The following is a 19,730-nucleotide window of genomic DNA, read 5'->3' on the forward strand; positions in this document are numbered from 1 at the left end:
GCCATTTCGCGAAGGCCGCCAGCGCGGCCTCGCGCGTGTCGAGCGGCAAAACCTTGCGCAGCCCCTGGTTCCAGTAACGGCTGAGGTCGCTCGCCTCCTCGGGTTTGACGACGACGGGAAACGTGACGCCCTCCAGTGCGCCTTCCCAGGAGGCGGGCTCCCGCAGGTCGATCCGGGTGCGCGCCGGAGCGCTCAAACCGAGCCCGGCGACGATCGCGGCCATCTCCGCTTTGGAATTCGCAGTCTCAACCGACTTTCGGTCTCCGTACGGAAGAAACCAGTCCCTGCTCAGAGAATCACGATGCCGGGCGACGAAGCCGACGGCCTCGTCGGTGTTGACGAGGAGGATCAGGCGCCGGTCGGAAAACTCGCGCGCCAGGCCGTCGAGGATGCCGAGGAAAGCCGCCTCGTCGTCGAGCGAGCCTTTGCGCACGAGCCGCACGTCGAAGATCGAAGAATGGTCGATCGGACCGCGCATGGCGTCGGCGACGACGAGCGAGCGAACCCCCGCCGCCTCGTGGAAGATGCGGGCAAAGCTGTAGGCGGCGATGTCGTATCCGAAGACCACCGGAAGGATCGGCTTCTCACAGGCAGGATCGTCGAGGCGGCCCCGGCGTGCCCGGCGCGCCTGAGACCCGCCCCCGGTCTGCCGCCTCTCGGACTCGGCGCCTCTTTCCAGACCGCTGTTTTCCGAGCCGTTCCGGCAGTTGCTCACGGCCTTCCCCATTTGTTTGCGTTCCTTTCCTTCGTCGCCGCTTCGGCCTTGCTTGCTTTGGCATGGTGCGCTTTGACGGCGATCGCCAACCTCGCCGCGGCGTGGTTCTCGGTTGTTTTGCGCGCGGCCGCCCCGCCCGCCGGTGTCTGGCTCTCAAGATCGCTGCGCCCCTCGAGATCGTTGCGCCCCCTTCCGTTCACCGGCGCTTCCCGATCCCGAACTTTCGCGCGATCGAGGTGAGCGGCCCCATGAGCACGCTCAGCTCCTCCATCTTCAACGCCTTCATGAGGCCGAGGTAGAAAGCGACGAGCACAGGCCCGATCACTGCGCAGCGTAAGATTGCGCCAATGAATCCGACGGGCGCAAAAATGGGGCCGAAGAAAACGGCGTGTATGAGCCAGCCCAGCAGGGCCGTGGCCGAGGCGATCCACAGGAGCTTGACGTGGACGCGAAGCAGCCTGTCCTCGTCAAGGCCCCCCATGCGCTGGGAAAGCTTGTAGATCATGGCGAAAACGGAGAGGATGTTGGCCGCCGACATGACAAGGCCGATGCCGACCACCGTCCAGCGCGGATCGATGAAGCTGCACAGGTAGTAGCCCACCAGGCCGAACAGCAGGAAAGGCAAGTTGATCCAGAAGGCCCCGCGCGTGTCCTCGAAGGCGTAGTAAACGCGGTCGAGCACGCTCACCGCGCCCACTCCGACCAGCCCGATGCACATGGCGATGAGGACCTTCGCCAGCTCCACAGCCTGGTCCGGCGGAACGGTGAAGGTGAGGATCCTCGTGATGGGGACCGCCAGGGCAACCATGCCCGCAGAGGCAAGGAGCATGAGCGTGGAGACCATCCGCAGCGTCTTTGAGGCGTCCCGGCGCATCCTCGCCATGTCGCCGTCGACGGCGGCCTTCGTGAGCCTCGTGAACATCGCCGTCGCGATCGAGACGACGATGAGCGACGTCGGCATGGAATAGAGCGCGTACGCGCTGTCATAGGCCGCGTTGCCAGCGACGTCGCCGCTGAGTCCCATTCTCTCGGCGCGGCTGCGGGCTCCTGCAGCCACATTCGACAGGAGCATTGTGGGGACCATGCCGGAGACCATCATGAGAAGCATCCACCACGACGCTTTCCCGGCCTCCCCCAAGCCCGAGCCCCGCCAAGCGAAGTCGGGGCGATAGCGGATGCCCAAGTTGTGCATCGGCCAAACGAGAACCAAGGCCTGCACCGCGATGCCCGCGGTGGAGACCCCGCCGAGCAGCATGACCCGCGTCGAATCCCATTCCTCGATGCCTCCGCGTTCGGCCCCGCCGAAAACGCCGAGAACGCCGAGAAATCCCACAATGGACACGACGTTGTTGAGCACGGGCGCCCACATGTACGGGCCGAAGTTCTCCCGGGCGTTGAGGATCTGGCCGAGCACCGTGTACATGCCGTAAAAGAAAATCTGGGGCAGACACCAATAGGCGAAGGCGACGGTGAGGTTGAACCACTTGCCCTCCATCGTGGAGGCGAAAACCTTCGCGACGAAAGGCGCGCCCAAGGTCAGCAGGAGGGTCACCGAGCCGAGGGAGACGATCGAGAGCGTGAGCAGCTTGTTGAGGAAGGCCTCCCCGCCGTCTTTGGACTCCTTCGTCGCCCGAACGATCGAGGGCCCCAGAACCGCGTTGACCAGGCCGCCGACGATGATCATGTAAATGAGGTTCGGCAGCTTGTTCGCCACGGCGAAGGCGTCGGCGGCCGGCGTCGTGACGCCGACGATCGCCCCAAGGAGGATCGGAGAGCGGACGAGCCCCAGGAAACGCGAAACCAAGCTCCCCAGGAACATGACGAAGGACGAGCGTGCGACGCTCTTGGGCGAGCCCGCCTGTTTCTTGGCCTCACCCGAGCCCTTGCGCGCGCCGGAGGGCGCCGGCTCCTCACGTTCTGCCGCGCGTTCGCGGACGTCCTCGCCGCCCGGCTTTCGGTCTTCCCGGGTGACCGGGATGACGGCGGTGTCCTCCGCCTCTCCCAAAAAAGCGGCCCTGTTGGCTGTGTGGGCGGCATAGGCCGCTGCGGCCCTGGCCGCCCGTTCGGCCGCCCGGCGCCGGGCTTCGGCCGGATCGAGCTCCTCAGGCTGGCTCACCTGCGGGCGTACTGGAACGCCTGCTTTTTCCGGTCCGTCTTTGAAGTGACGCCCGGTAGGCGCTGGAGGTCGATGCGGCATAGTTCGATGGTATCCTGCGAGCGGCCAAAGGGGAGTCAGCGTTGGCCGTCCGTGAGCTTTCTCCCGCTCCTTTAGGCAATCAAAATATCCGTAAACGAAATAAAAGACATCTTTTCTCAGCGATCCCCGCCATATTGCACTGACTTTCCCACGGAAACGAAAGCTTGAAATTGCGGGCTGTCCGCCGAGTATGGGAAGGTAAAGAAATCCGGGTCGAAAGGAAGGTTTCCTTGTGTCCACGCATAACATACCCCCACATCGCGCAGATGAAGAGAAGGCCGGCGGCGTCGCAACGGACGTCAAAGCCGCCGACGCATCGATCGGCACGGAGCCCCCTGGCGCCGAAAAGTCCCACCGGCCCGAGGACGGAGCCGAACTCGAAGCGTTCTCTTCCCGAAGCCGCGTTTCTCTGGCTCTGCGCCACCAGGTTTTCTGGCCGTCAGTCGGCATAACCCTCGTCTTCGTCGTCCTCGCCGCCCTCTGGCCGAAGGGCGTCAACGACGTCATTGCCCGCATTTCGAAAGTCGTCGTGTCGAACGTGGGCTGGTACTACATTCTGGCGGTCGCCCTCTTCGTCGTCGTCGGCTTCGCGCTGGCCTTTTCGAGGAAGGGCGACACCGTCCTCGGGCCGGACGACGCCGAGCCAGAGTACTCTCGAACCTCCTGGTTCTCGATGCTTTTCGCCGCTGGGATGGGCATCGGCCTCGTGTTCTGGGGCGCGGCCGAGCCTCTCTCCCACCTCGGCAAGCCCGCCCCAAGCTCAAACGCCGCGAACGCGACAGACCGGGCATCGGAAGCCATGACCAAGTCCTTCCTCCACTGGGGTTTGCACGCATGGGGAATTTACGTCGTCGTGGGCCTGGCCATCGCCTACGCCATCCACCGCCGAGGGCTTCCGGTCTCGATCCGTTCGACGCTGCGGCCGATCTTCGGCGACCGCGTCAACGGAAAGCTCGGCGACGTCATCGACGTCATAGCGATCATTGGAACGCTCGTGGGAATCGCCACATCGCTGGGCTTCGGAGTCAAACAGGTCGCGGCCGGCTTCGATTTCCTCGCCGGATGGAACATCGACAACGGAATGCTCATCCTTTTGGTGGCGGTCATCTCCGGCATGGCGGCCCTGTCAGTCGCCAGCGGGCTGGACGCAGGCATCAAGTTCATTTCGAACCTCAATCTGGTTCTGGCCGCTTTGCTCGTCGTCCTCGTGGCGATTCTCGGCCCCACGGTCTTCCTCTTCAACGGATTCGTCACGGACTCTGGCAGCTATTTCCAGAATTTCATCTCGATGTCCTTCGAAACCCACCCCTATGCCGGAGCCAAGGGGGCCGAGTGGCTCTCTCAGTGGACCGTTTACTACTGGGGTTGGTGGATCAGCTGGTCTCCCTTCGTCGGAGTTTTCATCGCCCGCATCTCCAAAGGGCGGACGGTCCGCGAATTCGTCCTCGGCGTCATGCTCGTCCCCACGCTCGTCACGTTCGTGTGGTTTGCGATTCTTGGCGGAAACGGCCTTTATCAGCAGATGTTCGGCGCCAAGAACCTCATTGGCCCCGACGGGACGGTCAACGTCGACATCGCACTCTTCCGAGTCTTCGAAGGGATGCCTATCGGCGGATGGCTTTCGATTCTGGCGATGATCGTGGTGATCATATTCTTCGTCAGCTCCTCCGATTCGGGGTCCTACGTCATGTCGATGCTTTCGACCGGCGGCAACCCCAACCCCCCTCTTGCCACGCGCCTGACCTTCGCGACGCTGTCCGGCGCCATTGCCGCCGTCATGCTGGGATTCGGCGATTCCCAGGAGGGAATGAAGGCGCTGCAAACGCTGTCCATCCTCACAGCCTTGCCGTTCTCCGTGGTCATGGTGCTCATGTGTTGGGCCCTGTGGAAACAGCTTGCTGCAGAGCACGCGATACGCCGCAGACTCCGGGGCGAGGAGTTCGCCCGGGCAATCGTCACCGACGTTTCGGGAGCCCTTCGGGCGGAGATCTTCGACGAGCTGACGACCCACAGCCGGAGGGCGAAGCCTCGGCCTATCGAGACGACGGTCGACCTGCACAAGTTCTTCACCCGGCTTTCGCGGCAGGCGCGCAAGCGCGAATATGAGTCCAAGGTCAGCGAGGTTCTGGCCGCGCAAACGGGAACCGAGGAGATTCCCATCGCCGCCGAGGAGGATCTGCCGACGTCGTACGACGCCATCAACGCCACCGACCCTGACGCCCCCACCTACGAGGATCCGTCGCAGGGAGACGGCGAGACTCCGGAGCAAAGTTCCGGCGGCGGCCGGGCCGAGGAACAGACGAACGGCGAAGGCGGATCCGAGGAACGAGGCGAAAGCGGAAGCGCCCAAGACGCGAGCGGCGAAGGCAAAAGCGACGCGTCAAACGAAGACGGGTCGGCGTGAAGACGACAGCGGATCCGAGGCCTCGGCTGACTGAGCCGACGGCCCGCTGATCGGCGACGCGTCAAAGCGACCGGGCCGGCGACCGAGGCTCCTGCACGCGCGAGTCTCGGCAACGAGGCCGCGTAAATGCCGGCTTCCGTAGGAAGGTCCGGGGCGGGCTGGAGATTTCTCAGCCCGCCTCGCCGCTCTCAGTCCGCCGCGGCCTCGAGGACGATCGAGTAGGCATTGCCGTCTGGATCGATGAGATTGAATACGTCGACGACTTCGTCGATCGTCTCGATCTCGGTCACCGAAAATCCGAGGTCTGCGAGACGTTGCTGCTCCGCCCGGGCGTCGTCGACTCCCAGAACGAGCGTGATGCCCTCGGCGCCGGCCGTCTCGGGCGATTCGAAAAGCTGGAGCCAAAAGCGGCCGAGGTTGAACTCGACGATCCCTTCCATCGGCATCGAATGCGGAGCGCCGAGCTCGAAGGCGGCCTGATACCAGGCGACTGCCTCCTCAATATTGGACACGGGCACACATGCGACTATGTTGTTCATCTTCATGCTGCCATCCTAAAGGCCCCGCATCCCTCTCGCGATGGTCTGCTCTCCCCAAGCAGGGCCTCGAAAGGGCCGTCGCGCGCAAAGACGAAAGTGCCTTAAAATCTCGGCATGTATGTGATCCTCATCGACTATACGTCCGAATTGGAAGACATCGACTCAGCCCTCGACGCACATAAAATCTGGCTCAATGAAAACTATGCCGCAGGTCGCTTCCTTGCGTCAGGGCGTCGCGAGCCGCGCACGGGCGGAGTGATTCTCGCGGCGAACCGTCCTCGTGAAGAAATCGAGGCTGCGGTGGCGAACGACCCATTTGCCCTTCGCGGCTTGGCCAAGCACGCAATCGTCGAATTCCGCCCTTCGCGTGTGGCCGACGATTCTCTGGCGAAGCTTTTCGGCGACTGACGCCGCTCCGCTTCAAGACCGAAAACTCCAGGCGGCTTTGCGGCTTTGCCTCTCTGGTGTGCCCCCGGCAGGACTTGAACCCGCGACCGATGGATTATGAGTCCACTGCTCTAACCAACTGAGCTACAGGGGCGCGCCGGAAACCGGCCCTCATATCTTAGCCGGATTTCCTCGACGACGTCACCGCGATTCGCAGCAGCGTAGATCACTCGATTTGAGCGTCGCACGCACGGCGCTGTTCCTCCAGCTCGATGAGCCGCGAGAACAGCGCGGAATACTGCGGGTCGTTGGGCGGCGTGCGCTGCAGTCGCGAGCGCAGATCGCCGATCTGGCGGGTGATTCCCTGCCTGATGAGGGACACGGCTATCCCCCACACGTACCGCTCGACTCGGTCTGGCCGGCTCTCGGGAAGCGTTTCGACGGCGAGCTGGGCCACGGCTCGGCTGACGACGTCGTCGGCGTTCTCGATGACCCTCTCGACGTACCACCCTGCGGCGGCCTCCTCCGCCTTCTCCAAAGGGACGCCGTTCGCCGAGAGCTCGGCGACGCGCTTGTCGTAGGAGGCGGCGCCCCCGGCGGCCCGGATCGCCTCGTGCACGCGGCGGTGGACGGGCACGGTGAAGGTCTGGGAGGGCAGTTCGTCCATCTGCGCCGAGCCCGCGAGGCCCGGCAGCTGAAGGTATATCCCGAGGGCCTCCCTCTCGACCCTCTCCACGGGGTCCCGCACCGTCGCCCTCGGCGCGAGAACGGGGGCGGGGCGCTCCTGCCCGTCCTGAGCGCCGCCGTTCGGCCGTCTCTGTCCGCCTTCCTGCCGCCGTCCGGAAGCGGGCCTGCGGCCGGAGGAAAGCACGGCGCGGCGAACGGTGCCCTCGTCCATGCCGAGCCACCCCGCCAGCTGCCTCGTGTACTCGCCGCGAAGCACCCTGTCGCGGATCGAAGCGACCATCGGCGCGGCGGCGCGGAGCCCGGCGGTCCTCCCTTCGGCGCTGTTCAACGGCAGGCCCGTCAGCACCGAGCGAATCGCAAACTCGAACAGCGGGCGGCGGGCCGCCACAATCTCGCGCACCGCCTCGTCGCCGTAGTTCATGCGCACCTCGCACGGATCCATTCCCTCGGGCGCGACGCAGACGAAGGTCTGCGCGGCGAAGGCCTGATCTTCCTGGAAGGCTTTAAGCGCGGCCTTTTGGCCGGCGGCGTCGCCGTCGAAGGTGAAGATGACCTCGCCGCCGTAGGCCGCCCCGGAACCCAGGATCACCCCCGCAGCCGGATCGGCCCCGTCGCCGATGAGCCTGCGGACGACCTTGACGTGCTCGGAGCCGAAGGCGGTGCCGCACGTGGCGACGGCCGTCTCGACGCCCGCGAGCTGGGCCGCCATGACGTCCGTGTACCCCTCGACGACGACGATTCTCCGCTGCTGGGAGATGGCGCGCTTAGCCATGTCGAGCCCGTAGAGCACCTGGGACTTCTTGTAGATCGCGGTCTCCGGCGTATTGAGATACTTCGGGCCGTTGTCCTCGTCCGAGAGCTTGCGCGCGCCAAAGCCGATCGGGTCGCCGGTGATCGACATGATCGGCCACATGAGGCGCCCGCGAAAGCGGTCGTACTGGCCTCGGTTTCCCTGGCTCGCCAGCCCCGAGGCGGCTATTTCACGTTCGGTGAATCCGCGGCGCCGCAGCTCTTTGAGCAGGCCGTCCCACGAGTTCGGCGAGTATCCGACCTTGAAGCGCTCGATCACTGCGGCGTCGAAGCCGCGCTGGTCGAGCATCCGCCGCCCCGCCTCGCCCTGGGGGCAGGCCAGCTGGGCCATGTAGAAGTCCACCGCGACCCGGTGGGCGTCGATGAGGCGCTGGCGCGTGGCTCCGGAGTCGCCGCGTTCGCGCCGCCCGTCGTTCTCGTAGCGAAGCTCCACGCCGGCCTTTCGGGCGAGGATCTCCACCGCCTCGACGAAAGACACATGCTCGATTCGTTCGACGAAGGAGATGACGTCGCCTCCTTCGCCGCATCCGAAACAATGCCACCTGCCGATGTGCGGCCGGATATGGAAAGAGGGCGTTTTCTCATCGTGGAAGGGGCACAGGCCCTTTTGTGAGTCGACGCCGTCGGGGCGCAGCTGGACATACTGGGAGACGACGTCCTCAATCCGCGTGCGCGAACGAACCTCGTCGATGTCCTCTCGCCTGATCAACCCCGCCATGCCACCATTCTATCCGGGCCGCCCGGCAGGACGTCCGACAAACTGTCCAAGCCCCCTCGGCAGGCCATGCGAGCCCCGCGAGTCGGCGCCGGCAAGCCGTCCGGCGTCAGTTCCGCAGGAAGCCGCACAGGCGCGAGTGCCACTGGCGGGCGGACTGGTCCGTCAGGCTCGCAACCTGGTCGACGACGGCGCGAAGCCTCCCCGACGCGTCCCCGCCCGCCGTATTCCACTGTTCGAGAAATTGCGGCTCCAGCCGCTCGGGGCTGCCGTTGAGCGCGTCCACCAGATCGTAGACGACCGTGCGCTGCTCGTAGTAGAGGGGCTCGCTCTCGCGCGGCAGCATGACGTAGTAGACGGCCAGCCCCTTGAGCAGCATGATCTCTTCGCGGGTCGCCTCGGGAATGACGAGGCCGCCGGAGTGCCGGCGGAGGGATCCGGTTCCGTGGGCCGAGGCGGTGGCATCGCACACTCCCGATATGAAGCGCCCGATGAGATCGCTCGTCAGGTCCTTGACCTGCGCCAATTGCGCGTAGGTCCCGACGAATTCGGCCGGCCAGCTCTCCTGGCACAGCAGGCGTTCGAGCGCCGCGCCCAGCGCGTCGCCGTCGGCGAAGCCGTACCAGCGGCACGTGGCCTCGACAATCCGATTTTGCTCGGCCGGGTCTCGCAGCCGATCCGTGCGGACGAGCCCCCGGACGATCCCGTCTTCGACGTCGTGGGTCGAGTAGGCGATGTCGTCGGCGAGGTCCATCATCTGGGCTTCGACGCATCTGCCTTCGCCGGCGCCGTCGCGCACCCAGGCGAAAACATCGGCGTCGTCGGAGTAAAAATTGAACTTCGGCGTGGGCGATCCGTCCTCGCGAAGGGGGCCCTAGCCCGCGCCCCACGGGTATTTGACGACGGCGTCGAGCGTGCCCCGAGTGAGATTGAGTCCGACGTGCCGCCCGCTGGGCGCGATCATCTTCGGCTCCAGTCGCGTGAGAATCCTGAAGGTCTGGGCGTTTCCCTCGAATCCGCCGATCGATGCGGCGACGTCGGCGAGGGCCCGCTCGCCGTTGTGCCCGTAAGGCGGATGGCCGAGGTCATGGGAGAGGCAGGCGGTTTCGACGATGTCCGGGTCGGCGCCGAGGTTGATCGCGAGGGAGCGCCCGATCTGGGCGACCTCGAGGGAATGGGTCAGGCGCGTGCGGATGAAATCGTCCGATTCGGGTCCGAGCACCTGGGTTTTTGCGCCGAGCCGCCTGAGCGCGGAGGAATGGAGCACCCTTCCGCGGTCGCGTTCGAATTCGGTGCGGCTGGACTTTTTCGCCGGTTCGTCGATCCAGCGTTCGCGCGCGTTCATTCAACCTCCCGAGACGTTGATTTCCGCCCGTGCGATTCTTGCCCGGTCCGCCGGGCTCAGCTCGCGCGAATCGAGCCACCCGTCGGGAACGTGCGGGCGCTTCGGCCCGCCGGCCCGCCCGCGCGGGCCTTCGGCCGCCTCCGGGTAGGGCTGGTCAAGGTCAAGCCGCGCCAGGCGGTCGTGGAGTTCCTCGCGGGTCGACACGAGCGCAAGCTCCCTGCGGCTCTCGCCTCCCACCGCGAATCCGCGCAGGTACCAGCCGATGTGCTTGCGCAGTTCCCTCATGGCCCGGTGTTCGTCCCCGTTGAAGTGCTCGTAGGAAAGCTGGCCGTGTCTTTCGATCATGGCGACGACGTCGCTCAGCCCCGGCCGGGCAACCTCTCCGCACCCGTGCAGGCGCGCTGCGAGCTCGCGAAACAGCCACGGCCTGCCCTGGCATCCTCGCCCGACGGCCACGCCGGCGCACCCCGTTTCGGCCATGAGGCGCACCGCGTCCTCAACCTCGAAAACGTCTCCGTTTCCCAGCACCGGCAGGCTTGTGGCCTCCGCCAGCTCGGCGATGCGCCCCCAATCGGCGCTGCCCGAATAATGCTGGGCCGTCGTGCGCGCATGCAGCGTGAGGCCTGCGATTCCCGCATCCTCGGCGATTCTCGCGGCGTCGAGGAAAGTGGTGTGGCCGTCGTCGATTCCCACTCGGATCTTCGCCGTCACGGCCCGCGCTTGCGCGCTGGGCGGCCTCGACGGCGGCCGAAACGATCTCGCGGAAGAGGTCAAGCTTCCACGGAAGCGCCGATCCCCCGCCCTTGCGGGTCACCTTCGGCGCGGGGCAGCCAAAATTGAGGTCGATGTGGTCGGCCCTGTTCTCGCCGACCAGCATTGCCACGGCGGCGGCGGAGGTTTTCGGCTCGACGCCGTAGAGCTGGATCGAGCGGACCGGATCCCCGGGATCGGGCTTGATCATGTTCATCGCCTCGGGGTTGCGCTCGACGAGAGCCCTCGAGGTGATCATCTCGCACACCCATAAGCCGCCTGGCGCGTCGGTTCCCGGGAGCCCCCGCGGCGCGGGATCGGCCCCGGCCAGGGCGAGGCCCTCTTCGGCCTGTTCTCTGCACAGTCGACGGAAGGGCGGGTTGGTCACGCCGGCCATGGGTGCCAGCATGACGGGGGTTCGAAGGCGCAATGGCCCGAAAGCCAGGCCGGACGCGCCAGCCGCAACGGGTTTCATGGCAGGCGGCGCAGGGGCTTTCGGCGCTGGCGACAGGGCGGCCCTCATTGCGGCCATGGGCCGTCTCCCCGAGTCGCCCTGTCTATCTCGGCGCCGTCGTATTCGAATTCTTCGCGACGGTCGCGCGCATAGGGGCTGCCAGCTTTCCGGCCGCCGGCCGGCTCGCCGTCCCAGGCTTCCTCGTCCTCGTCCCAGATTCCGTCGGCATCGTTCCAGGCCTCCTGCGCGTCGGCGGTTTCCTCCGCGTCGCCGTCGCCCGAATCGCCTTCGGGATCGTCGTCGGCTGACCGTGCGGCGGTCGGAGCGACGGGAGCGAGGACGGCGGCGACGGCCGTCGTGAGCGGGATGGCGAGCACCAAGCCGATGGACGCGGCCAAGGTGCGCACGATCTCTTCGGCGATTTCGCCGAGCTGGACGAGGTCGGCGGCGGGCCGTTGCATGAGCGCGGCGGCGACGAGCAGCGTGAGAGCCGTGCCGACATAGGCGAAGGCGAGCGTGTAGACGGTTGAGGCGATGTGATCGCGTCCGACGGACATTCCCTGGCTGACGAGCCTTCGGCGCGTCAGGCGCGGGTTCGCCGTGTGGAGCTCCCACACGGTGGAGACCTGCGTGATCGTCACGTCGTTGAGCGCGCCGAGTCCGGCGAGGATGACCCCGCCGAGCAGAATCGCCTGGAGCTGGACGTTGGGCAGCTCGCCGGCCAGGATGCGCGCGTCGTCGGAAAGGGCACCCGTGAGGTTGGCCGCCCCGACGGCCCACCACGCCACGCCCGTCGTGATGACCAGTCCCGCGAAGGTGCCGATGACGGCCGTCGTCGTTCGAATCGAAATCCCGTGGGCCAAGTAGATCGAGGCGAACATCATCGCCGCGGCGCCGACCAGTATGACGAGCACCGGATGCTCGCTGACCGTCAGCGCAGGCACCATGAACGCCCCGACGACGGCGAGGGACACGCCGAGGCCCGCGAGGGCCATGGCGCCTTTCCACCGCGCCACCGCCAAAACCACTGCGACGTACACGGCCAACAGCCACAACATCTGATGGGTGCGGACGAAATCGGTGAAAACGTAGGCCGTGCCGCTTTCGAGGGCGGCGGGATTGAAGATCGCCCGAATCTCGTCGCCGACGTCGAGCCCGTTGGCAATGATCTCCGGCGGGACGTGGACGGGCACGTCCACGCCGTCGACCTTCATCTTCACGGGCGTCTGGCCAGAGGAATCGACTTTGCCGACCGACGTGACCTCGCCCGTCACGGCTTGTGCGCCGTTGGAGTACAGGGGCCGCGAGCCGACGGGCGTCTCCCCTTTCGGCCACAGGGCCACGAGCAGAACGGCTGTGGCTATAGCCAACGGCAGGACGACGGCGGCCAGAATCGCCGAAACGCGCCTGCGTGCCCCCGGGGCGATGTCCAGGGGGCCCGAATGCGAATGGCCGTGGCCCGTCAACACCCAACCAGCTTACCGGCGAGGCATCCCTCGACGTCGGAGATCGGAATGCGGACTTGCTCCATCGTGTCGCGGTCGCGAATGGTCACGGAACGGTCTTCGAGGGAGTCGAAATCGACGGTGATGCAGAAAGGCGTGCCGATCTCGTCCTGGCGGCGATAGCGGCGGCCGACGGCGCCGGCGTCGTCGAAATCGACGTTCCAGTTCTTGCGGAGCGCAGCCGCCAGCTCGCGCGCCAACGGCGAAAGCCGCTCGTCGCGCGAGAGCGGAAGAACGGCCGCCTTGACTGGCGAGAGGCGCGGGTCGAGCCGGAGCACCACGCGTTTGTCGACCCCGCCCTTGGCGTTGGGGGCCTCGTCCTCCGCGTAGGCCTCGACGAGGAAGGCCATGAGGGAGCGGGTCAGACCGGCAGCGGGCTCAATGACGTAGGGAATCCAACGTTCGCCGCTGGCCTGGTCGAAATAGGACAGGTCTTTGCCGGAATGCTTGGTGTGCGTCGACAGGTCGAAGTCCGTGCGATTGGCGATCCCTTCGAGCTCGCCCCAATCGGATCCGCGGAAGCCGAAACGGTACTCGATGTCGACCGTCCGCTTGGAATAATGGGAGAGCTTCTCCTGCGGATGCTCGTACAGCCGAAGATTCTCGGGGTCGATTCCCAGGCCGACGTACCAGTTGCGCCGCTCGTCGATCCAATACTGGTGCCATTCCTCGTCGGTTCCGGGCTTGACAAAAAATTCCATTTCCATTTGCTCGAACTCGCGCGTGCGGAAAATGAAATTTCCGGGCGTGATCTCGTTGCGGAAGGACTTTCCGATCTGACCGATTCCAAACGGGGGGCGCTTGCGGGCCGACGTCATGACGTTCTGGAAATCGACGAAAATGCCCTGCGCCGTCTCGGGTCGCAGATAGTGGAGGCCCGATTCGTCCTCGACCGGCCCCAGGTGGGTCTTGAGCATCATGTTGAAGTCGCGTGGCTCCGTCCATTGGCCGCGCGTGCCGCAATTGCCGCAGGCGATCTCGGCAAGCTCCACCGAATCGGGGTCTTCGATCCCTTTCTTCTCGGCGAATTCCTCCTGCATCTGGTCGACGCGAAAGCGCTTGTGGCACGAAAGGCACTCGGTGAGCGGATCGTTGAAGACGCCGACGTGGCCCGAAGCGACCCACACCTCGCGGGGAAGGATGATCGACGAGTCGAGGCCGACGACGTCGTCGCGCGACGTGACCATGTGCCGCCACCACTGCCGCTTGATGTTCTCCTTCAACTCGACGCCCAGCGGGCCGTAGTCCCACGCGGATCTCGTGCCGCCGTATATCTCGCCGCAAGGGAAGACGAAGCCGCGCCGCTTCGCCAGGGCGATGACGCTGTCGAGTTTCGAGGGGGCCTGCTTGGCCATAGAGCTGCGCTCCTTTCGTTGCCGCGCCTGGACGACGCGGAGTCCTCTCGATTCTACCGGCGATCGCTCGCGCGGCGCCGGCCGAGGATGGGGTTTTCCACACAGCCCGCACACCCCTTGATCAGAGCCCCTGCCGATCGGAGAACGCCCAAGGGCAAACCGCCGGATCGGCCGTATAACCGCTTCCGCAGTTAGAAAATTGCTTCAGACAACGCGCGCCGTCGGCAAACAAAACGCGAGCCGTCGGCAAACAAGAGGCATCTTTTGACAGCATTTCGAGACAAGGCTGATAATGGTTCTCATGTTTAATAAACATCGTACACGCATCGTCGCGGCCATGTCCGCGCTGACCCTCGCCCTCGGGCTTGCCTCCTGCTCGGATTCCTCCGACGATTCGAAGGGCGGATCCTCCGGGAAGCTGAAAGTGGCCGCCTCTTTCTATCCGATCCAGTGGCTCACGCAGCAGATCGGCGGCGACCACGTCGACGTCTCTTCCGTCACCCCCGCGGGCGCCGAGCCGCACGAGTTCGAAATCAGCACGAAGCAGATCGCCGAGCTGAACAAAACGAAGGCGCTTTTTTACGTCAAGGGATTCCAGCCGTCTCTTGACGACGCCGTCGGCTCCCTGAGCGATGTGTCGGCGGTCGATCTGACGAAAAACGTCAACCTGGTCCACCACGAAGGCCTCCTCGAGCACGAGCACGACCACGGCGACAAGAAAGACGGCGAAGCCAAGAAGGACGACGAAGAAAAGGGCCACGAAGACGGGAAAGAACACGACCACGCGGAGGGCCACGATCACGGCGACGACGCCGCCGACCCTCATTTCTGGCTCGACCCCGCTCGGATGAAGCGCGCCGCCGATGCGATCACGGCCGAACTGTCGAAGAAGGACCCCGGCCACGCCGACGCCTACAAGAAGAACAACGAGGCTCTTCAGAAGAAGCTCGACGGGCTCGACAAGTCTTTCCAGACCGGCCTGGCCACCTGCGAACGCCGCTCGATCGTCACGACGCACACCGCTTTCGGCTACTTGGCGGACCGTTACAAGCTCTCTCAAGTGGGCCTGTCCGGAATCGACCCAGAGTCCGAGCCAAGCCCGGCCACGCTGGCCAAGGTCAAGAAGTACGTTCAAGAGAACGGGACCACGACGATCTTCACCGAGGAGCTCGTCAGCGGCAAGCCCGCCGAGACTCTCGCTAAGGAAACGAAAACCGTCACCGCCGTTCTCAGCCCGCTCGAGTCCAAGCCCGAGAAGGGCGACTACGAGGCGGCCATGACGGACAACCTGACGGCGCTCAAGAAGGCCCTCGCCTGCAAGTGACCAAGTGACCGCGCGAGGCCGGTGGCGCACCGGTCGGCACGCAGACAGGCGTGTGACCGGGGCGCCGACGGACATGCAGCCGACGGACATGCGGATGGACATATGATTGCCGTGCCCGCAGAGCATAGGATCGCCGTGCCGACGGACGCATGATCGGCGCGCAGACAGGAGAACGATGAACGCCATTCCCGTGGCCGTGGAGGGCCTCGCCGTCCATTTGGGCGGCTCGCGCATCCTCGACGACGTGGCCCTGAGCGTCTCCTCAGGCGAATCCGTCGCCTTCCTGGGGGCCAACGGCTCGGGCAAATCGACGCTGGTGCGCGCCATTCTCGGCATCGTTCCGGCATCCGTCGGAAACGTCGAGCTTTTCGGGGAGAGCGTCGCTCTCAGAAGGTCCGTTCCCTGGTCTCGGATTGGGTACGTCCCTCAACGGGTGACCGCCTCATCGGGCGTTCCGGCGACGGCCCTGGAGGTCGTCCGCTCGGGGCTGCTCGGGCGGGGCCGCCTGTGGGCCGACGTCGGCCCAAGGGCCAAGCGCAAGGCGTTGGAGGCCCTCTCCGCCGTCGGCCTCGAGGACAGGGCCCGCGACCACGTCCAGGTTTTCTCCGGAGGCCAGGCGCAAAGGGTGCTCATCGCCAGGGCGCTCGTGCGCGAGCCCGATCTGCTCTTTCTGGACGAGCCCCTGGCGGGAATCGACCGTGATTCTAGGCGGGCACTCGCCTCGATCCTCTCCGAGCTTCGCGAGCGCGGCACGACGCTGGTCACCGTGCTCCACGAAATGGGCGAATTGGAGCCGATAGTCGAGCGGGCCGTCGTGTTGGAGGGCGGGCGCGTCGTTCACGACGGCGCGCCTCCCCCGCCGCCTCCGGGCCACGACCATCCTGGGCACGACCACGTCCACCCGCACGACTCCGCCGATTGGCAGGCACACCACGCACCGACTCTGAGGATGGATCCATCGTGACGCTTGAAACGATCCGAGAGATGCTCGAGGCGCCGTTCATGCAGCGGGCCTTTATCGTTGCCATACTGGTGGGGGTCTCCGCGCCGGTGGTCGGCACCTACCTCGTTCAGCGCGGGATGGCCCTCATGGGCGACGGGATCGGGCACGTCGCCTTGACGGGGGTGGCCGTCGGCTGGCTGGCGGCGAGCGTCTTCGGCCTCGACCCGAAGGACTCCTTGGCGATACCGGGGGCTATTGCGGCGTCGGTCATCGGCGCAGTTCTCATCGAGGTTGTGCGCGCCCAGGGGCGCACGGGCGGCGACGTCGCCCTCGCGATGCTCTTTTACGGGGGAATCGCCCTGGGCGTCATCATCATCTCGCTGGCCGGCGGGAACACGGAGAAGCTGACAAGCTACCTTTTCGGCTCGATCGCGACCGTCTCCCCCGACGAGGTCCTCTACACCGCGGTTCTCTCGGCCTTCGTCCTGCTTTTCGGGCTGGGCCTGCGCGGCCCGCTTTTCTCCCTTTCGCATGACGAAGACTTTGCGAAGGCCTGCGGCCTGCGCGTGAGAACGCTCAACATCCTCGTCGCTGTGGTCGCGGCTCTGACGGTTTCGGTGGCCATGCGTGTGGTCGGCGTGCTCCTGGTCTCGGCGATCATGATCGTTCCCGTCGCCATCGCGCAGCTGCTTTCCTCGTCGTTCAACAAAACGATGGGGATAGCCATGGCCTTGGGGGTGCTCGCCTGCGTCGTCGGGCTCGCAACCACCTATTTCGTCAGGCTCGCGCCCGGAGCGACGATCGTGACCCTGCTTATCGGAACATATACAATTGTCGCGACAGGCCGCGCCGTTCTCGCGCTTTGCATCCGCCGCAGGCCGAAGAAAGCAGTCACATGGGACGAACACGAAACACAGCCCAGCGCCAGGCGATAGCACAACGCCTGGAGGAGCTTTCCTCTTTCGTTTCCGCACAGCAGTTGCACGACGACCTCGCGAAGTCGGGCTCCAGGATCGGCTTGGCGACCGTCTACCGCACCCTCCAGGTCCTCTTGGACGAGGGGGAAGTCGACGTTCTGCGCACCGACTCAGAGCTCCTCTACCGCTCCTGCGACTCCACCGAGCATCACCACCATCTGGTTTGCAGAATATGCGGAAGAACGGTCGAAGTGGCCGGCCCTCAAATCGAGGCGTGGGCGCGGCAGATCGCCGCCGAGGCGGACTTCGTGGACGTCGAGCACACCCTCGAGCTCATGGGAACGTGCTCGACGTGCGCGGGCGGGGAGAAGCGCCGCTGACCCAAGCGGGACGAAACGCAGCTGAGCAGGGCGGCAGGCGCCTGTGGACCAAGCGGCGGACGTCTGCGCAAGCGTCGGGCGCCTGCGACAAAACCGTAAACGCCAACCGCGAAGCGAGACGGCAGTTTAAGGCAATGAGCACGCCCTACCGCAATGATTCCGCTGGGAAACAGGAGGCGAAGCTTGAAGGCGTCGCATAGATTCTTCTGCAACTGCAACGTTTAGTCCAGCACCCTCACGATAGTGTCGCAAAGACGTTTGGGTTACAATCTGGACATGTTCAAGAGCATCGGCGAATTCACGTCGACGGGGCCGTTCCCTCTCGTCTTCCTCACGCTGACGCTGCTCGTTGCGTCGCGATCGAACCTCGTCTACGGAATCGGACGCTACGGCAGACGGGTGACGATCTCCGGCAGAGAGCCGTCGGGCGGCTTTCGACGCCGAGCGTGGCAGTGGGCCAACGCAAAGCGAACGCAGCGGGCAATGGACAACATCAAGAAACGCGGGTGGATCGTCATTTCCCTGGCCTACCTGACGATTGGGATTCAGACGGTCGTCAACGTCGCGGCGGGGGTCGTCGGGCTTTCCTGGCCCAAATACAATCTGGCCGCATTCCCCGGGTGGCTGGCCTGGGCGCTCATCTATTCGACCGTCGGCTTTGCCGTGTGGAACGCCGCCGTGGCCGCAGCGGCGGGCTCCCCCGCGGGAATCGCCGTCTTCTGCGCTTTGGCGCTTGCCGCGGCCGTGGGCTGTATCCTTTCCCGCAGAAGGAAAAAACGTCGCGGCTGCGAACCCGAGAACCATCCGGTGGAGCCAACCGCCCAGGTTTAAAGGCCAGTCGCCCTGGTCCGAAAGAGCCCGCCGACGGGGTTTGTGGGCGCGTTGTCCGGAAACCTGCAGCCCAGGTCCATGAACCCGCCAACCGGGTTCGAGATCCTGCCGTTCGGGTTCGGGAACGCCCCGGCCGACGCGGGGACCTAACCTTTGAGCCCGGAGGCTTTCAGCCTGCCAAGCCGCCCGCGCGGCGCCGAGAAGAACCTGCTCTTCGAGTGCCCGACACCGTCACACAGGAGGAACGATGGAAGACGTCGAAGTCAATCTGCCGATCAGACTCGGGCAGTTTGTCAAGTACGCCTCTTTGGCAGGAAGCGGCGCTGAGGCCGCCGAGCTGGTGAGAGCTGGAGAGATCGTCGTCAACGGCGTCGTCGAAACCCGGCGGGGCCACAGGCTGAGCGACGGCGACGTCGTGGCGATGGACCTGCCGAACGGAAGACGGATCGAGGTCCGCGTCGTCGCGGCTGAAGGCTGAGCGGAACGAGGCGATTGACTAGCCTCCGTGCAAACAGGCCAGGCGTTACTTACTCCCTCACGGAGGCTCTGCATTGGAACTGGCCTCCACGCAGACAGGCTAGGCCCAGCTTGCGGAACACTTCCACTTGGACAGCGACTTGGACGGTGCGAACCAGCCCGCACGCCAAAAAATCCAAGTAGCACGCAAACAGTCTAAAGCGCACGCAAACTGAGGCCGAGCGAAAGACAGCAGGCGGAAGCTCTTCTGGCGTCGCTAAAATACGTCCAGCGCAGCAAGCCAATCAACGACGGCGTCTAACTGGCCAGAGGCCTCTCGGCCCCGGCAAAGAGGCAAGGCTCGACCTGGCGACTGCGCCAATCGGGCACGATTCCTCGATATTTGGCTGAGGGGATGTCGCCCGCCTAAGGGCGAATGCGCGCCAAGGCACGGACCCCGGAACGGACAGCCGCCAGACGGCTACCGCTCCTAATCTAAAGTGAAACAACTCACAACTAAAGAAAGGGCTTGCGTCGATTCTTTCCGCACTATAGGCTAGTGACCATCGGGCGAACGAATCCCACGAACGGGAGTCGCAAGCTCACATCAGCACAACCCATAACGTCGATTCACACAACTGAAAACTCGCGGATTTTACTTGCTGAAGCCAATCGGCCCGGCGCTGCAATTTCCGCATGCCACGCCTTCGCTTAGTGCCGTGACATCACTCGATCACGATGATCGACAACGCGTTCGCGGCCTATAACAGAATTGTTCCGTTCTCGTTTGACGGTCACGATGCTAAAACACTGGTCCACCTTAAAATCACTCCACAATTAAACTGATCCGCAAACGCAATCGACCGCCCAGATACTGGCCGTCACAAACTAGGTACCCCATGGCAAAGATAACATTCGTCACGCTTCGCGTGCTCATCGTCGCTTTCACCATGCTTATTTTCGGGTGGTTGTTCCTCAGCAGGCCTTATATACATGCTTCTCTCAGCGGAGTGTCG

The 19,730-nt window shown here is 64.9% G+C and carries 14 protein-coding genes, 1 tRNA gene and 3 pseudogenes; 8 read left to right on the forward strand and 10 right to left on the reverse strand.

Translation table 11 applies throughout. From position 1 onward, the window contains the following. The 3 genes and pseudogenes from ACO48X_RS06540 to murJ all read right to left on the reverse strand — a co-directional run. Positions 1-715, reverse strand: a pseudogene (locus tag ACO48X_RS06540) (hypothetical protein); the annotation flags it as partial. Next, positions 712-915, reverse strand: a complete 204-nt coding sequence (locus tag ACO48X_RS06545) for a hypothetical protein (protein WP_485001301.1) — start codon at positions 913-915, stop codon at positions 712-714. The pseudogene ACO48X_RS06540 and the gene ACO48X_RS06545, both read right to left, overlap by 4 nt. Next, positions 912-2,912 carry a murein biosynthesis integral membrane protein MurJ gene (murJ, locus tag ACO48X_RS06550; protein ID WP_485001302.1) on the reverse strand — a complete coding sequence of 667 codons (2,001 nt, stop codon included), beginning with the start codon at positions 2,910-2,912 and terminating at the stop codon, positions 912-914. The genes ACO48X_RS06545 and murJ overlap by 4 nt, the downstream gene beginning before the upstream one ends. A 232-nt stretch (positions 2,913-3,144) precedes the next feature. Here murJ and ACO48X_RS06555 point away from each other — a divergent pair, with 232 nt between their 5' ends. Then, entirely contained in the window at positions 3,145-5,316 is a 2,172-nt protein-coding gene (locus ACO48X_RS06555; protein ID WP_485001303.1) for a BCCT family transporter, read from the forward strand. Positions 5,317-5,504: 188 nt separating this feature from the next. On the opposite strand, the gene ACO48X_RS06560 is transcribed toward ACO48X_RS06555, so the two are convergent. Then, complete coding sequence (locus tag ACO48X_RS06560; protein WP_009199749.1) at positions 5,505-5,861, reverse strand: VOC family protein; 357 nt, start codon at positions 5,859-5,861, stop codon at positions 5,505-5,507. 108 nt (positions 5,862-5,969) lie between these two features. Between ACO48X_RS06560 and ACO48X_RS06565 the strand changes: the two genes are divergently transcribed. Beyond that, entirely contained in the window at positions 5,970-6,263 is a 294-nt protein-coding gene (locus ACO48X_RS06565; RefSeq protein WP_485001304.1) for a YciI family protein, read from the forward strand. A gap of 59 nt (positions 6,264-6,322) precedes the next feature. On the opposite strand, the gene ACO48X_RS06570 is transcribed toward ACO48X_RS06565, so the two are convergent. The 6 genes and pseudogenes from ACO48X_RS06570 to ACO48X_RS06595 form a co-directional block, all read right to left on the reverse strand. Continuing rightward, a tRNA-Ile gene (locus ACO48X_RS06570) sits at positions 6,323-6,396 on the reverse strand. 72 nt (positions 6,397-6,468) lie between these two features. Beyond that, positions 6,469-8,457: a DNA primase gene (dnaG, locus tag ACO48X_RS06575; protein WP_485001305.1), complete on the reverse strand. Its 1,989-nt coding sequence runs from the start codon at positions 8,455-8,457 to the stop codon at positions 6,469-6,471. Positions 8,458-8,563: 106 nt separating this feature from the next. Further along, positions 8,564-9,799, reverse strand: a pseudogene (locus tag ACO48X_RS06580) (deoxyguanosinetriphosphate triphosphohydrolase). Continuing rightward, positions 9,800-11,024: pseudogene (dusB, locus tag ACO48X_RS06585) on the reverse strand (tRNA dihydrouridine synthase DusB). Positions 11,025-11,068: 44 nt separating this feature from the next. Continuing rightward, positions 11,069-12,472: a YibE/F family protein gene (locus ACO48X_RS06590; protein WP_485001306.1), complete on the reverse strand. Its 1,404-nt coding sequence runs from the start codon at positions 12,470-12,472 to the stop codon at positions 11,069-11,071. Further along, positions 12,466-13,863 carry a glycine--tRNA ligase gene (locus ACO48X_RS06595; protein ID WP_485001307.1) on the reverse strand — a complete coding sequence of 466 codons (1,398 nt, stop codon included), beginning with the start codon at positions 13,861-13,863 and terminating at the stop codon, positions 12,466-12,468. Before ACO48X_RS06595 ends, ACO48X_RS06590 begins: the two co-directional genes overlap by 7 nt. 301 nt (positions 13,864-14,164) lie before the next feature. Here ACO48X_RS06595 and ACO48X_RS06600 point away from each other — a divergent pair, with 301 nt between their 5' ends. The 6 genes from ACO48X_RS06600 (at position 14,165) to ACO48X_RS06625 (ending at position 18,736) form a co-directional block, all read left to right on the forward strand. Beyond that, entirely contained in the window at positions 14,165-15,187 is a 1,023-nt protein-coding gene (locus tag ACO48X_RS06600) for a metal ABC transporter substrate-binding protein (RefSeq protein ID WP_485001308.1), read from the forward strand. Between the two features lie 175 nt (positions 15,188-15,362). Next, positions 15,363-16,151 carry a metal ABC transporter ATP-binding protein gene (locus ACO48X_RS06605; RefSeq protein WP_485001309.1) on the forward strand — a complete coding sequence of 263 codons (789 nt, stop codon included), beginning with the start codon at positions 15,363-15,365 and terminating at the stop codon, positions 16,149-16,151. Between the two features lie 20 nt (positions 16,152-16,171). After that, the gene (locus ACO48X_RS06610; protein ID WP_485001312.1) at positions 16,172-17,065 is read left to right on the forward strand and encodes a metal ABC transporter permease; all 894 of its coding nucleotides are present in this window, start codon (positions 16,172-16,174) and stop codon (positions 17,063-17,065) included. After that, entirely contained in the window at positions 17,026-17,427 is a 402-nt protein-coding gene (locus ACO48X_RS06615) for a Fur family transcriptional regulator (protein WP_485001310.1), read from the forward strand. The genes ACO48X_RS06610 and ACO48X_RS06615 overlap by 40 nt, the downstream gene beginning before the upstream one ends. A gap of 276 nt (positions 17,428-17,703) precedes the next feature. Further along, positions 17,704-18,258 carry a VTT domain-containing protein gene (locus ACO48X_RS06620; protein ID WP_485001311.1) on the forward strand — a complete coding sequence of 185 codons (555 nt, stop codon included), beginning with the start codon at positions 17,704-17,706 and terminating at the stop codon, positions 18,256-18,258. A gap of 247 nt (positions 18,259-18,505) precedes the next feature. Continuing rightward, positions 18,506-18,736 (forward strand): RNA-binding S4 domain-containing protein, encoded by a 231-nt coding sequence (locus ACO48X_RS06625; RefSeq protein WP_009199768.1) that lies wholly within the window; start codon positions 18,506-18,508, stop codon positions 18,734-18,736. Positions 18,737-19,730 lie beyond the last annotated feature (994 nt).

This window comes from Peptidiphaga sp., from assembly GCF_057238965.1.